The following is a 13632-nucleotide window of genomic DNA, read 5'->3' as shown; positions in this document are numbered from 1 at the left end:
CGTCAAGGCCGACGTCGCGATCAAGGAGGGCTATATCAGCGCGATCGGCAAGGCGGGCAATCCCGATATCCAGCCCGGCGTCACCATCGTGATCGGCCCCGGCACCGACGTCATCGCAGGCGAAGGAAAAATCCTTACCGCGGGCGGGTTCGACAGCCACATCCATTTCATCTGCCCGCAACAGATCGAGCATGCGCTGATGTCCGGCGTCACCTCGATGCTGGGCGGCGGCACCGGGCCGTCGCACGGCACCTTTGCCACCACCTGCACGCCCGGCCCCTGGCACATGGGGAGGATGATCCAGTCGTTCGACGCCTTCCCGGTCAATCTCGGCATTTCCGGCAAGGGCAACGCCTCGCGGCCCGCAGCCCTGGTGGAGATGGTCAAGGCCGGCGCCTGCGCGCTGAAACTGCACGAGGACTGGGGCACCACGCCGGCGGCGATCAACAACTGCCTTTCCGTGGCCGACGACCACGACGTCCAGGTCATGATCCACTCCGACACGCTGAATGAGTCCGGCTTCGTCGAGGATACCGTCAAGGCGTTCAAGGGCCGCACCATTCACGCCTTCCACACCGAGGGCGCCGGCGGCGGTCACGCGCCCGACATCATCAAGATCGCCGGGTTGAAGAACGTGCTGCCGTCCTCGACCAATCCGACGCGGCCGTTCACCCGCAACACCATCGACGAGCATCTGGACATGCTGATGGTGTGCCACCATCTCGATCCCTCGATCGCCGAGGACCTCGCCTTTGCCGAAAGCCGCATCCGCAAGGAAACCATCGCCGCCGAAGACATTCTGCACGACCTCGGTGCTCTCTCGATGATGTCGTCGGATTCGCAGGCGATGGGCCGGCTCGGTGAAGTCATCATCCGGACCTGGCAGACCGCCGACAAGATGAAGAAGCAGCGCGGCTCGCTGCCGCAGGACAAGGGCAACAACGACAATTTCCGCGTCAAGCGCTACATCGCCAAATACACCATCAACCCCGCGATCGCCCATGGCGTGTCGAAACTGATCGGCTCGGTGGAGAAGGGAAAACTCGCCGACCTCGTGGTGTGGTCGCCGGCCTTCTTCGGCGTCAAGCCGGACTGCATCATCAAGGGCGGCTCGATCGTGGCGGCGCCGATGGGCGATCCCAATGCGTCGATCCCGACGCCGCAGCCGGTGCATTACCAGCCGATGTTCGCCGCCTACGGCAAGTCGCTGACCGCGTCGTCGGTGGTGTTTTCCTCGAAAGCGGCGGTGGCCGCGGGGCTCGGCAAGAAACTCGGCATCGACAAGAAACTCTATGCGGTCGAAAATACCCGCGGCGGCATCTCCAAGAAGAGCATGATCCATAATTCCGCCACGCCGAAAATCGAGGTCGATCCGGAAACCTACGAAGTGCGCGCCGACGGCGAATTGCTGACCTGCGCGCCGGCCGAGGTGCTGCCCATGGCGCAGCGCTATTTCATGTTCTAATCGCGCGCGGCAAGAACGGGTACCGTTTTTGCGTTCGAGCGCGCTTCTGGGCTATGGTCCTGCCCGGCTCTAAAAGCCCCAACAAGAAGCCCGGGAGGATCTCGTGATCTACGTCGTTGCGACACTGACCATCAAGCCCGAAACGCGCGCCGAATTCATCGCCGCCGCCACCGCCTGCATCGCGGATACCCGCAAGGAAGCCGGCAATATCGCCTATGATCTGCATGAGAGCGTCACCGACCCCGCCAAGATGGTGTTCGTCGAACAGTGGGAAAATGCCGAAGCACTGGTCCCGCATCGCGGCGCCGAGCACATGAAGACTTTCGGCCGCGTCGCCGTGAAATGCATGTCGGCGCCGCCGAAGATCGAAATCATCACGCCCGCCGACGTCACCGTGCGCTGAAAGCAAGAGCAGGGAGAAAGCAAATGATCTACGTGATTGCCACCACGCAGGTGAAGCCGGACCAGCGCGATTCATTCATTGCAGGGCACAGGAAATGCATCGCCGAGACGTTGAAGGAAAAGGGCTGCGTTTCCTATGAGGGCCACACCGCCATCCACGATCCCAACACCTATGTGGTGGTGGAGCGCTGGGAGACGCGCGACGACCTCAACGCCCATGGCAAGGCGCCGCACATGAAGGTTTGGCGCGAATATTCGGCGCCGCTGAAGGCTTCGCCGACGGTGATCGAGATCATCAGCGCCGACAAGGTGGATACGATCAAAGCATGATCCGGGCGACGCAGGTCAAGGGACAGCATTCCTGGAAGGAAACGCCGGCCGATACCGTCGTGCTCGATTTCGACGACCGGCACCGGCGACGGATGGCGATGACCGGCACCCGCGGGCTCGAATTCCTGCTCGACCTCGAAAACGCGGTGGCACTGCGCGGCGGCGACGCGCTCCTGCTGGAGGACGGCCGCCTGGTCGAGGTGGTGGCGGCGCCGGAGCCGCTGGTCGAGATTCGCTGCAGCGATCCGCAGCATCTGGTACGGGTCGCCTGGCATCTCGGCAACCGCCATCTGCCCACCCAGCTGATGGCGAAAGGCCTGCGGATCCGGCGTGACCACGTCATCGAGGCCATGGTGAAGGGGCTCGGCGCGCGCGTGATCGAGATCGAGGCGCCGTTCGATCCGGAGGGCGGCGCCTATGCCGGCGGCGGCCATGCGCATGCGGCGACAAGCGCGCCGCCGGCTCGCACCGGGCATGGTCATTCATCGCAGGGCCATGGCCATCACCCCCATGGTGACGACCACCATCACCACGACGAGCATTGCGATCGCGACCATCAGCACGGTCATTCCCATGCTCATGACCACAAATAAGCCGCCGCCGCCGGACCTTCCCGCAAGCATGACGGATGCCGAGGGCGCTGCGCTGTACCGGCTGATGACCTGGCTGTCGCCGGCCTTTCCGGTCGGAGCCTTCTCGTATTCCAGCGGCATCGAATGGGCGGTGGAAGCCGGCGATATCACGGACGCCGCGTCATTGAGCGACTGGCTGGCGTCGATGCTGGTCGACGGCTCCGGCTTTTGCGACGGTGTGTTTGTGGCCCACGCCTGGCGCGCCGCCTCCGCGCATGACGAGGCGGCCTTGCGCGAGGTCGCCGAACTCGCGGCCGCCTTCGTGCCGTCGCGCGAGCGCCAGCTCGAGACCACCTCGCAGGGGTGCGCCTTCATCGAGATCGCGCGCTCGGCCTGGAACTGCGACGGGCTCGATCACCTGGTTGCGCAATGCGATGGCGCCATCGTCTATCCCGTCGCGGTCGGCCTGGTCAGCGCCGCGCACGACATTCCGCTTTCCCCCACCATGCACGCGTTCTTCCATGCGGTGACCTCGAACTGGATTTCAGCGGGCGCCCGGCTGGTCCCGCTCGGGCAAACCGACAGCCAGCGTGTGCTGGCACAGCTGGAGCCGGTGGTTGTCGTCACCGCCAGACGGGCGCTGCAGGCCTCGCTCGACGATCTCGGCAGCGCGACGTTTCGCGCCGACCTCGCCGGCCTGCGACACGAGACCCAGTACACGCGGCTGTTCCGGTCATGATGGTGTCTATCGGCCCGTCGTCCCTGCGAACGCAGGGACCCATAGGCCGCGGCCCCTCGTTCGGGCACGACGGCAGAGGCTCTCCTTCACATCAACCGCCGCTGGCCATGGATCCCTGCGTCCGCAGGGACGACAAGAGAAAGAACCCCTGACATGTCCAACTCTCATGGCCCGCTTCGCATCGGCATCGGTGGTCCCGTCGGTTCGGGCAAGACGGCATTGATGGACCTGCTGTGCAAGGCGATGCGCGACCGCTACGACATCGCCGCGATAACCAACGACATCTACACCAAATGGGACGCCGAGTTCCTGGTGCGCTCGGGGTCGCTGACGCCGGACCGCATCGCCGGCGTCGAGACCGGCGGCTGTCCGCATACCGCCATTCGCGAGGACGCCTCGATGAACCTCGCCGCGGTCGCCGACATGTGCGCGAAATTTCCCGGTCTCGATCTGGTGCTGATCGAATCCGGCGGCGACAATCTGGCCGCCACCTTCTCGCCGGAACTCGCGGACCTCACGATCTACGTCATCGATGTCGCCGCCGGCGACAAGATTCCCTCCAAGGGCGGCCCCGGCATCACGAGGTCGGATCTCCTGGTGATCAACAAGATCGATCTCGCGCCGCATGTCGGCGCCTCGCTGGAGAAGATGGACACCGATGCGCGGCGCATGCGCGGCGAGCGTCCCTTCGTCATGACCAACCTGAAGAAGAGCGAGGGGCTCGACCGCATCATCGGCTTCATCGAGGCCAAGGGCGGTCTCAACCCGGCGGCGCCCGCTCAGCTGAAGTGAATCTTCGTCACTCCGGAGGCGCGGGCTTCCGGAAACGCCCCGCGTGGCGGAGGCAGGGAATTTTCTTCAACCGCTCCGGAACAAAACCCCCGCGTCGCGATTAACACTCTCTTGCCGCGAAGAAAAACACGATCGGCAAGCCCCGCCCGTCCCGCGTCACCAACCGCAGTTGCGTACCGATGATCGCTCCTCCATTATATGAGTCGGCTGGCTTTCATCATGTTTCGCAATTCTCGCCGCACCGGCGGACTTCAAATGTTTGATCTGTTTTCTTCGCCCATGCCTCATCGTTGAGTATGCGAGTGGTCCGGCTGGGTTTCATCATCGGTTTTATCGCGCTGATCGGGGTTCTGTTCTCCGGGCTTGCGGCCTATCGTGTCCACGATCAGGAACTGATGCTGGAAGGGGTCGCGATGGCCCGCGCCATCGACGTTCACGCCAGCCTGGTTCAGGACCGGCTCACCGAGCGCGAACTGCTGGCCCGCGTCGCATCCGGCCTGTTCCGGGCGCCGAGCGTGATCAGTGCCAGCATGCTGCAGCCGCTGCGATCCTCGATCTACGCCTTCAAGACCGATTTCGTGGTCGCCAGCTGGTTCGCGCGGCTGCAGCCGAACGAGCTCGATGCGGCGAGCAAGGAACTGGCGAACCAGAATTTTCCCAACCCGATGATCCGCAGTTTCGACGACCAGCCTCTGGACGTCAGTTTGCTCAACCGCGCGGAGGATGTCCTGATGGACGTCGAGCCGCGCAATAAGGACACCATCGGGTTTCCGGGCCGTTCCTACGACAGGCATCCAATTCTGGGACCCATGTTCGAGCGGGCGATGGCCGAAGGCAAGCCGGTGGCTTCCGATCCGCTGCCGCTGCTGCGCGCGGACGGACCGGTTGGTATTGTTCTGGCGGCGCCGGTTCTGCAGGAATCCGGCACCCAGACGGCGGGCTTCGTGACGTTTTCCTACGAGCTGGCGCCGTTGATGCTGTTCAACGACGATCTGTCGCTGTTTTCGGTGGTGCTGAGGGATCCGCGCAACGCCGGCCAGGAGCTGGTCGCCATCAGCCGCGACAATATCGTCTCGCGGATGGTCGGATCGGAATCGCCCGCGCCGTCGATGGTCAGGAAGGTGGGGTTCGGCGGCCGCGACTGGTCGCTGGCCTATTACGCCAAGTCCAGGGCCGTGACCCGCCCGCAGCAGACCGCTGCGATCGTTGCCGCGATCGGCCTTGCGCTGACCGGTATCGTCTGCGGGCTGTTCGGCTATGTCGCCTACAACAACTTGCGGCTCAGCCGCGAGATCCAGGTGCGGATCGGCTTCGAGCGTCGGCTCACCGCCGTGATCGACGAGCTCAATCACCGCGTGAAGAACATCCTGGCTGTGATCCAGTCGATCGTGACGCGCACGCTGCGCCACGGCTCCGACATGGACGTCGCCCGCGAACTGCTGATCGGGCGCATCCACGCCATGTCGAACGTGGTTTCGCTGCTGTCCGAAAGCCAGTGGCAGGGTGTGAAGCTGAAGGGGCTGTTCGAGGCGCGCGCGATCCCGCATGCCGAGCGGATCGCGGTCTCCGGTCCCGACATCGCGGTGAGCGCGCGCGCTGCCCAGAGCCTGTCGCTGCTGTTCTTCGAACTGGCGTCGCATTCCGACGAGGGGCTCTCGCTGGTCGGCAAGCATCCCCACATCGTCGCGCAATGGGAAGTGACCGGGGAAGAGCCCGAAGCCATCTTCAATTTTCGCTGGGAGGAGTTCAACACCAGCGAGGCGACCCGCCGCGCCGACAGCGATTTCGGCCTGATCCTGCTGGATCGCGTTGCCCCGGAGGCGCTGGGCGGTACCTCGAAGCGGTTCTTCACCGATGTCAGCTACGTCTACGAACTCACCGCGCCGATGGAGACCGTCATCGACATGACCGAGCGCGATCGCACCGAACAATTGTCGGCGCCGGTCCGGCGGGGGCGGTAACTCAACGAAGAATCCGTAGGGTGGGCAAAGGCGCGCACTTCGCGCCGTGCCTAGCATCTATCATCGCGCAAGCTGAGCAAGGGTGAGCACCGTAAGGGGCGCCTTTGCCCACCCTACGATCGAATGCAAAAAAGCGGCCCGAGAAGGCCGCCTTTTCGTTTGTGCTGCGGAGTTGATCAGCCCCCGCTGCCGCCGATCACGGCGCGGACGGTGTCGTCGGGACCGAAATCGTCGGCGCCGTCGACATAGAGCAGTGCGCTCAGTTTCGACCGTGCGCGGTTGACGCGGCTCTTGATGGTGCCGACCGCGCACCCGCAGATGGCAGCAGCGTCCTCATAGGAGAAGCCGGACGCGCCGACCAGGATTAGCGCTTCGCGCTGGTCCTGCGGAAGCTTGTCGAGCGCCACGCGGAACTCCTCGAACTCCAGATGCGCGCTTTGCGCCGGCTGGGTTTTCAGGGTCTTGGCGTAATTGCCGTCGGCATCCTCGACCTCCCGCCGCCGCTTGCGATAGTCGGAGCGGAACAGGTTGCGCAGGATCGTGAACAGCCACGCCGGCAGGTTCGATCCGGGCTGGAACGAGTCGATGTTGGCGAGCGCGCGCAGCAGCGTCTCCTGCACCAGATCATCGGCCCGGTCGCCATTGCCGCTGAGCGAGATCGCAAAAGCGCGCAACGAGGGCACCGACGCCAGGATGTCGTCGCGAAGTGAGTCTGTGAGGGGCATTAGTCCCTCCCGTCGGGTTTGGCAGTTTGCTGGTCGCCGGTCGCCCCGGGGGCATCGAGCTTCTTGATCAGCTCGGCGAAGCGGTCGGGCACGCCTTGCCGCACCACATCGTCATACATTGCCCTGAGCTGGTGCCCGATCCTCGATTGAATCTCGGTGTTGAGCCGCCCCGGCTTTCCGGGGGCCGCTACTTTGCTGGCTTGAGACTTTACATCCTTCATGACCTGTTCCACGCTTCCCCGAGAGTTAAGTCCCTGTAGCTTCAAGAATTATCCTTGATTCCGAGGCCTTGTCTGTCGTTCTAACGGGGCTAATTCCAACTGCGCCGGAAAGTTCCCGGGACCAAGGGAACTTTTTGTGGGCTGGAACGTAATCCCGCACACAAGGGAACCGGGTCACCCGTCGGGGAAGTTTTTGGCCCAGGAACTCGACATGAAGCAATTGTACTCAGAGCAGGATATGGAGTGGGGATGTCGCGATCACAGCTTGTTGCCGAACATTTACCGTTATTGCGGCGCTACGCCCGTGCGCTGACGGGAAATCAGGCCTCTGGCGACGCCTATGTCGGGGCGATGCTGGAAGCCCTGCTGCAGGACCCGGCCTTGCTCGAGGAGCAGCACGGCCCGCGCGCCGGCCTGTTCCGGCTGTTCACAAAGATCTGGAATTCGGTTTCGCTCAACGATGATTCCGACATCGCGACGCTGCCGATGCCGTCGGAGCGACGGCTGTCGAACATCACGCCGCTGCCGCGGCAGGCCTTCCTGCTGCTGTCGCTGGAGGGTTTTTCCGAGGAGGAAGTGGGCTGGATTCTCGATATCGATGTCGCCGAGACGCGCATGCTGGCCGATACCGCCGGCCGTGAAATGGCCGCCGAGATCGCCACCGACGTGCTGATCATCGAGGACGAGACTTTCATCGCGATGGATCTCGAGAGCCTGGTCAAGAACCTCGGTCACAATGTGATCGGCGTCGCCCGCACCCATGCCGACGCCATCGCGCTGGCAAAGAACCGCAAGCCCGGCCTGATCCTTGCCGACATCCAGCTCGCCGACGGCTCATCCGGCCTCGATGCCGTCAACGAACTTTTGAAGGTATTCGAGGTGCCGGTGGTGTTCATTACCGCCTATCCCGAACGCTTCCTGACCGGCGAGCGCCCCGAGCCGGCGTTCCTGATCTCCAAGCCGTTCCAGCCCGCGATGGTCTCCGCCGTCGCCAGCCAGGCGCTGTTCTTCCAGCGCAACTCGCGCAACCGGGTGCCGCGGGCCGCAGCGAGCTGAGCGGGAAGCGGTTGGGTTGAAATGAGTTCGGCGCGCTGCGGAAGCGCGCCGATTTTTTTTTGGCCGAGATGCGAACCCGCATTCTATCTTTGCATGGGGTTGTTTTGGGCTTTTCGCAGTAGCCCGCCTGCCGGCGCCGCCACTCCGTTCCTAATCGTCCGAATTAAGCCTGCCCAACGGCGACGTCAGCTCGCACACCACGCCGCCCGGCCGGTAATATGTCCGCACCTCGCCGCCAAAATCGTTCGGCAGCATTTTCTCGATCAGGCGCGAACCGAAGCCCTTCTTCATGGGCTCGGTCACGACGGGGCCGCCGCTCTCGGTCCAGCTGAAGCGGAAGCTGGGAACGCCGTCGATGGGCTGGTCCGACCATGCCACCGCGACACTGCCGTGGCCGGACAGCGCGCCGTATTTGGTGGCGTTGGTGGCGAGTTCGTGGATCGCAACTGCCAGCGCCAGGGCCTGCCTGGCGGTCAAATGCAGATCGGGTCCGCCGAAGCTGATCTGGCCCCGGCCGGTGCGATGCGCCGCCAGCGCGCCTTCGACGACGTCCCGGATCGGTGCGCTGGCCCAGCTTCCTTGTGTGAGCAGATCGTGGGCGCGGCTCAGGGTCATCAGCCGCGCCGCGAATGCTTCTCGGGCGTTGGCGACACTGTCGCCCTGCATGGTCTGGTTGGCGATGGCGCCGACCATTGCGAGCGTGTTCTTGATGCGGTGCTGCAGTTCGAGCGTCAGCACCTCCTGGCGTTCGATCGCCTCTTTCAGTTCGGTGACCGCGCGCCATTCCTCGGTGATGTCGCGTGAGACCGACAGCAGATGCGACGGCTTGCCGTCGGCGCCCATGATCGGGGAGACCTGTACGTCCCAGTGGCGCGGGTTGCCCCGGGCGGTATTGGCCGGGCCCTTGAAGCGCCCGATGCCGCCGGCCCTGGCGGCCTCTACCGCGCGTTTCGCCTCCGCATTGCCGTCTCCTGTCCAGAACTCCGGCCAGGGGCAGCCCTTTAGCGACCCGAAGTCGTCGACTTCCATGACCCTCTGGCCGCCTTCGCTCATGAATTGCAATCGGCCATCGAGATCCAGAATCTTGATGCAGTCGCCGCATCCCGCCAGCACGCTGCGCAACACGTCTTCATTGTCGGCCAGGCCATTTCCGGCGGCCATCAATTCGGTGCGCAGGGGAGAAGGAGCCGGCGTTACTCTGGCCGAAGGCATTGAAACCGTTCCGTACTCAAAAAGGGCCACAGCTAGCCGGCGAGACCGGGTTCCGGCACATCATCAGCTGATCATATATCAGACCGATGCGATCGCCGCAGGCATCGTTGCCACCAAGGCAAAAAGCAGGGCGCGACTGGCATCACCACAGTCGCGCCCTACGTCACCGGTCAATGGGGCAGGGGGGAAGACCGGCTGTCTGGATGACGCGCAGCCCCGAAACTCGTTCCCACCGCCCAAAACTTTTTCAGACACGGTTAAGTGATGGCCGTCGGCCAGAACCCGGCGGGTTCCCTCGCGTTGTGGCTGTGTTCGCCAATGGGGCGAGGGAATCAACCGACATGTCGCAGCTCTCAAAAGCAGTTTTCGTTCCAAGGGCACTCCTTGGCGCGATCGCCGTTTCGCTGACCCTCGGCGCCGTTCAGTTTGCATCTGGCCACGATCTCGCTCGCGGACAGCAGGCGCCAAACGACACCCCGGTAACCGTCATCAATCGGGCGGCCAAGGCCGATCGCGCCGCCGGTATCGGACCGGTTGTGCAGACTCAGACCATCTCGCTGCGGCCGGAGAGCCTTGCCGATACGTCGGTTCTGGTACGGATACCGGTCGCCCGGAAGCCGGAGCCGGAAGCGCGCAACGCCCCCGCTGCGCCCTCGCTGTTCAAGTCCGACCGCCGCAAGGCCCCGCTGGGCTGCGAGCCCTCGTTCAGCGTGTTGACCGAAGCCGCCAGGCAGCTGCAGCCCGGCCGCTGCGTCACATAATCGTTCGCAGTCTTCTACTCCTCGTCGTCCTGCTTCTTGCTGCCGCCGATGCCCTTCAGCTTGGCGAACACCGCATCGACGTTGAGGTCGTCGCGCTGCTTCTCGGATGGCTCGAATTCCGGCTCCTTGCGGGCGGTGGTCTCCGAGGCCGGCAGCAGGGTGGCGCCGCCATAGGCTGACTCCATCGGCTTTTCCTTGGCCGCGCGCTGCACCTCGAAATCGAGCTCGATTTGTGAGCACAGGCCGAGCGTCACCGGGTCCATCGGGGTCAGGGTCGAGGCATTCCAGTGGGTGCGGTCGCGCACGCTGGCGATCGTGGTCTTGGTGGTGCCGACCAGACGCATGATCTGGGCGTCCTTCAATTCGGGGTGGTTGCGCACCAGCCACAGGATCGCGCTCGGCCGCTCGTGACGGCGCGACACCGGGGTATAGCGCGGACCCTTCTTCTTGGCCTGCGGCGGCAGCGTGACCTTGCTCTCGCCGAGCTTGAGCCGGTAATTCGGGTCCTTTTCGCCCTTTTCGATCTCGTCGCGGCTCAATTGGCCGGTCGAAATCGGATCCATGCCCTTGATGCCCTGGGCGGCGTCGCCGTCGGCGATGGCGCGGACCTCGAGCGGGTGCATCTTGGTGAAATCGGCCACCTGGTCGAAGGTCAGCGCGGTATTGTCAACCAGCCATACGGCAGTCGCTTTTGGCATCAGCGGTGCATTGCTCATGGCATATCTCCTTAGCGCTTCGCCCGCCTTTTGGAGGCGAAGCCGGTGGTCATCAGCGATGACGGGAATTACGCCCTATATAAGCCGTCTGGGGCTAACCACGCAATGGTTTGCTGACCGGCCTTGACACCGCCCGAAAGCCGTCCCAAGTCCTTAAATGAATTGTCCTTGTAAGAAATTGACCGTTCCCTGCCCGGCGGCGAGGGGTTAGCCGGTCCGAGATTTGTCCCCATGCAGGCCAAACCACCGCTTAAAATCGTGCTTTGTTCGCCACGCGGCTTTTGCGCCGGCGTGGTGCGGGCGATCGACACCGTGGAGCGGGCGCTGACCATCTATGGCGCCCCGGTCTATGTCCGCCACGAGATCGTCCATAACCGCTATGTGGTCGACAGCCTCAGGACCAAGGGCGCGATTTTCGTCGAGGAACTGGCCGAAATCCCCGACAATACCAACGCGCCGGTGGTATTTTCGGCCCATGGTGTGCCCAAATCGGTACCGGCGGATGCCCGCGCCCGCAACTTCTTCTCGCTCGACGCCACCTGCCCGCTGGTCACCAAGGTGCACCGCGAGGCCGCGATCCATTTCAAGCGCGGCCGCGAAATCCTCCTGATCGGGCATTCCCACCACCCCGAAGTGGTCGGCACGCTGGGCCAGCTGCCGGTCGGCGCCGTGACGCTGATCGAGACCGCGGAAGACGCCAAGACCTTCACGCCGAAGGATCCCAACAATCTGGCCTTCGTGACCCAGACGACGCTGTCGATCGACGACACCGCCGAGATCGTCGCGCTGCTGAAGGAGCGGTTTCCCAATATCTCCGGCCCGCACAAGGAAGACATCTGCTACGCCACCACCAACCGCCAGCTCGCGGTCAAGAAGGTGGCGCCGGTGGTCGATGCCCTGATCGTGGTCGGCGCGCCGAACTCGTCGAACTCGCAGCGGCTGCGCGAAGTCGCCGAGCGCGAGGGCTGCCCGGTTTCGGTGCTGGCGCAGCGCGCCAGCGACATTGACTGGAAAATGTTCGAGGGCATCAAGAGCCTGGGCATCACCGCGGGCGCCTCGGCGCCCGAAGTGATCGTCGAGGAGATCATGGGCGCCTTCGCCGAGCGTTACGAACTGCATGTGGAGACGGTATCGGCCGCGGAAGAGAACGAGTTCTTCCCGCTGCCGCGTTCGCTGCGGCCCGACGCGGCGTAGCCGGTCATGGCGGTCTACACCGACGTCGCCGCCGACGAGCTTGCGGAATTCCTCGGGGCCTACGACATCGGCGAACTCCTGTCCTACAAGGGCATTGCCGAGGGCGTCGAGAATTCCAATTTCCTGCTGCACACCACATCAGGCCATTTCATCCTGACGCTGTATGAGAAGCGGGTCGCCAGGAGCGAGCTGCCGTTCTTTCTCGGCCTGATGACCCATCTGGCCTCTCGCGGCATCATCTGTCCGCAACCGCTGAAGAACCGAAGCGGCGAGGCCCTGAGCGAGCTGGCCGGCCGGCCGGCCGTCATCATCAATTTCCTCGAAGGCATCTGGCCGCGCAAGCCGAACGCCGCGCACTGCGCCGGCGTAGGCCAGGCGCTGGCGAAAATGCATCTGGCAGGCCGCGATTTTGCGATGACGCGGCCCAATGCCCTGTCGGTGGCGGGTTGGCGCCCGCTGTTCGAACAGGCCGCCTCGCGCGCCGACGAGCTGCAGCACGGCCTGCGCGATTTTCTCGACGCCGAGCTCAATTATCTCGAAGGCAATGTCTGGCCGAAGAATTTGCCGCTGGGCGTCATCCACGCCGACCTGTTCCCCGACAATGTGTTCTTTCTCGGCGAGCGGGTGTCCGGCCTGATCGATTTCACGTTCGCCTGCAATGACATGCTGGCCTACGACGTGGCGATCTGCATCAACGCCTGGTGTTTCGAAAACGATTGTTCGTTCAACGTGACCAAGGCGCGCGCCTTTCTCGGCGCCTACGGCCGGGAGCGCGAATTGAGCGAAGCCGAACAGAATGCGCTGCCGCTGCTGGCGCGCGGTGCCGCGCTGCGCTTCCTGTTGACCCGCCTGGTCGATTTTCTCAACGTGCCCGCGGGCGCGCTGGTGCGCCCGAAGGACCCGCTGGAATATGTCCGCAAGCTGCGCTTCCAGCAGGGCGTCGCCGGCTTCCGCGATTACGGCCTCGAAACCTCAGGGTTGCCGGCGTGAATTCACGGCCCGCGGTCACCATCCACACCGACGGCGCCTGCTCGGGCAATCCGGGTCCGGGCGGCTGGGGCGCGATCCTGAAATTCGGCGAGGTCGAGAAGGAATTGAAGGGCGGCGAGGCGCACACCACCAACAACCGCATGGAATTGATGGCGGCGATCTCGGCGCTGGAAACCCTGAAGAAGCCGTGCAGCGTCGATCTCTACACCGACAGCCAGTATGTCCGTCAGGGCATCACCGGCTGGATCCATGGCTGGAAGAAGAACGGCTGGCGCACCTCGGACAAGAAGCCGGTCAAGAACGTCGATCTGTGGCAGCGGCTGGACGCCTCGCTGCACCAGCACCAGGTGCGCTGGCACTGGGTCAAGGGCCACGCCGGCCACGACGCCAACGAGCGGGCCGATCAGCTCGCCCGCGAGGGCGTCGCGATGGGGCGGCTGAAGACGTAGGTCGAAGGGTGAGGCGTCTCTTCCCCTCTCCCCTTGTGGGAGAGGGT

At 64.1% G+C, this 13632-nt stretch carries 16 protein-coding genes; 12 read left to right on the top strand and 4 right to left on the bottom strand.

What is annotated here, in order from left to right; translation table 11 throughout:
- The 7 genes from ureC to Q8R73_RS09815 form a co-directional block, all read left to right on the top strand.
- Positions 1-1465: urease subunit alpha (gene ureC / locus Q8R73_RS09845; RefSeq protein ID WP_305719354.1), on the top strand; the 1465-nt coding region annotated here is incomplete at its 5' end.
- Positions 1466-1568: 103 nt separating this feature from the next.
- On the top strand, positions 1569-1868 hold the full coding sequence (locus Q8R73_RS09840) for a putative quinol monooxygenase (protein ID WP_305719353.1): 300 nt from the start codon (positions 1569-1571) through the stop codon (positions 1866-1868).
- Between the two features lie 23 nt (positions 1869-1891).
- Positions 1892-2197 (top strand): putative quinol monooxygenase, encoded by a 306-nt coding sequence (locus Q8R73_RS09835; RefSeq protein WP_305719352.1) that lies wholly within the window; start codon positions 1892-1894, stop codon positions 2195-2197.
- On the top strand, positions 2194-2790 hold the full coding sequence (locus Q8R73_RS09830; protein ID WP_305719351.1) for an urease accessory protein UreE: 597 nt from the start codon (positions 2194-2196) through the stop codon (positions 2788-2790). Before Q8R73_RS09835 ends, Q8R73_RS09830 begins: the two co-directional genes overlap by 4 nt.
- Entirely contained in the window at positions 2777-3508 is a 732-nt protein-coding gene (locus tag Q8R73_RS09825; protein ID WP_305719356.1) for an urease accessory protein UreF, read from the top strand. The genes Q8R73_RS09830 and Q8R73_RS09825 overlap by 14 nt, the downstream gene beginning before the upstream one ends.
- Positions 3509-3661: 153 nt before the next feature.
- Positions 3662-4300, top strand: a complete 639-nt coding sequence (gene ureG, locus Q8R73_RS09820) for an urease accessory protein UreG (protein WP_305719350.1) — start codon at positions 3662-3664, stop codon at positions 4298-4300.
- 302 nt (positions 4301-4602) lie between these two features.
- Entirely contained in the window at positions 4603-6261 is a 1659-nt protein-coding gene (locus tag Q8R73_RS09815) for an HWE histidine kinase domain-containing protein (RefSeq protein WP_305719349.1), read from the top strand.
- 176 nt (positions 6262-6437) lie between these two features.
- Here the strand turns inward: Q8R73_RS09815 and Q8R73_RS09810 are convergent, their stop codons facing one another.
- Positions 6438-6986: a sigma-70 family RNA polymerase sigma factor gene (locus Q8R73_RS09810; protein WP_291864912.1), complete on the bottom strand. Its 549-nt coding sequence runs from the start codon at positions 6984-6986 to the stop codon at positions 6438-6440.
- On the bottom strand, positions 6986-7207 hold the full coding sequence (locus Q8R73_RS09805; protein WP_305719348.1) for a NepR family anti-sigma factor: 222 nt from the start codon (positions 7205-7207) through the stop codon (positions 6986-6988). Before Q8R73_RS09805 ends, Q8R73_RS09810 begins: the two co-directional genes overlap by 1 nt.
- A gap of 249 nt (positions 7208-7456) precedes the next feature.
- Here Q8R73_RS09805 and Q8R73_RS09800 point away from each other — a divergent pair, with 249 nt between their 5' ends.
- Complete coding sequence (locus Q8R73_RS09800; RefSeq protein WP_305719347.1) at positions 7457-8263, top strand: response regulator; 807 nt, start codon at positions 7457-7459, stop codon at positions 8261-8263.
- Positions 8264-8413: 150 nt separating this feature from the next.
- On the opposite strand, the gene Q8R73_RS09795 is transcribed toward Q8R73_RS09800, so the two are convergent.
- Entirely contained in the window at positions 8414-9475 is a 1062-nt protein-coding gene (locus Q8R73_RS09795) for a sensor histidine kinase (RefSeq protein ID WP_305719346.1), read from the bottom strand.
- Between the two features lie 341 nt (positions 9476-9816).
- On the opposite strand from Q8R73_RS09795, the gene Q8R73_RS09790 reads away from it, so the two are divergent.
- Positions 9817-10236, top strand: a complete 420-nt coding sequence (locus tag Q8R73_RS09790; protein WP_305719345.1) for a hypothetical protein — start codon at positions 9817-9819, stop codon at positions 10234-10236.
- Between the two features lie 14 nt (positions 10237-10250).
- Here Q8R73_RS09790 and Q8R73_RS09785 read toward each other — a convergent pair whose 3' ends face one another.
- Entirely contained in the window at positions 10251-10952 is a 702-nt protein-coding gene (locus Q8R73_RS09785) for a DUF1013 domain-containing protein (RefSeq protein ID WP_305719344.1), read from the bottom strand.
- 231 nt (positions 10953-11183) lie between these two features.
- On the opposite strand from Q8R73_RS09785, the gene ispH reads away from it, so the two are divergent.
- The 3 genes from ispH to rnhA are packed head-to-tail and all read left to right on the top strand — an operon-like array spanning position 11184 to position 13585.
- The gene (gene ispH / locus Q8R73_RS09780; RefSeq protein WP_304869816.1) at positions 11184-12146 is read left to right on the top strand and encodes a 4-hydroxy-3-methylbut-2-enyl diphosphate reductase; all 963 of its coding nucleotides are present in this window, start codon (positions 11184-11186) and stop codon (positions 12144-12146) included.
- Positions 12147-12152: 6 nt separating this feature from the next.
- Complete coding sequence (locus Q8R73_RS09775) at positions 12153-13136, top strand: homoserine kinase (RefSeq protein ID WP_305719343.1); 984 nt, start codon at positions 12153-12155, stop codon at positions 13134-13136.
- The gene (gene rnhA, locus Q8R73_RS09770; protein WP_305719342.1) at positions 13133-13585 is read left to right on the top strand and encodes a ribonuclease HI; all 453 of its coding nucleotides are present in this window, start codon (positions 13133-13135) and stop codon (positions 13583-13585) included. The genes Q8R73_RS09775 and rnhA overlap by 4 nt, the downstream gene beginning before the upstream one ends.
- The last annotated feature ends 47 nt before the right edge of the window (positions 13586-13632 follow it).

Origin of the sequence: Bradyrhizobium sp., assembly GCF_030697065.1 — a bacterium.
Lineage (GTDB): Bacteria > Pseudomonadota > Alphaproteobacteria > Rhizobiales > Xanthobacteraceae > Bradyrhizobium.
This window is presented reverse-complemented; position numbering and strand designations above follow the sequence as displayed.

Bases quoted from the DNA above. Each gene is read 5' to 3' on its own strand.
- Q8R73_RS09835 (WP_305719352.1), top strand. From the start codon at position 1,892: ATGATCTACGTGATTGCCACCACGCAGGTGAAGCCGGACCAGCGCGAT.
- Q8R73_RS09830 (WP_305719351.1), top strand. From the start codon at position 2,194: ATGATCCGGGCGACGCAGGTCAAGGGACAGCATTCCTGGAAGGAAACG.
- Q8R73_RS09825 (WP_305719356.1), top strand. From the start codon at position 2,777: ATGACCACAAATAAGCCGCCGCCGCCGGACCTTCCCGCAAGCATGACG.
- ureG (WP_305719350.1), top strand. From the start codon at position 3,662: ATGTCCAACTCTCATGGCCCGCTTCGCATCGGCATCGGTGGTCCCGTC.
- Q8R73_RS09810 (WP_291864912.1), bottom strand. From the start codon at position 6,986: ATGCCCCTCACAGACTCACTTCGCGACGACATCCTGGCGTCGGTGCCC.
- Q8R73_RS09805 (WP_305719348.1), bottom strand. From the start codon at position 7,207: ATGAAGGATGTAAAGTCTCAAGCCAGCAAAGTAGCGGCCCCCGGAAAG.
- Q8R73_RS09800 (WP_305719347.1), top strand. From the start codon at position 7,457: ATGTCGCGATCACAGCTTGTTGCCGAACATTTACCGTTATTGCGGCGC.
- Q8R73_RS09795 (WP_305719346.1), bottom strand. From the start codon at position 9,475: ATGCCTTCGGCCAGAGTAACGCCGGCTCCTTCTCCCCTGCGCACCGAA.
- Q8R73_RS09790 (WP_305719345.1), top strand. From the start codon at position 9,817: ATGTCGCAGCTCTCAAAAGCAGTTTTCGTTCCAAGGGCACTCCTTGGC.
- Q8R73_RS09785 (WP_305719344.1), bottom strand. From the start codon at position 10,952: ATGAGCAATGCACCGCTGATGCCAAAAGCGACTGCCGTATGGCTGGTT.
- ispH (WP_304869816.1), top strand. From the start codon at position 11,184: ATGCAGGCCAAACCACCGCTTAAAATCGTGCTTTGTTCGCCACGCGGC.
- Q8R73_RS09775 (WP_305719343.1), top strand. From the start codon at position 12,153: ATGGCGGTCTACACCGACGTCGCCGCCGACGAGCTTGCGGAATTCCTC.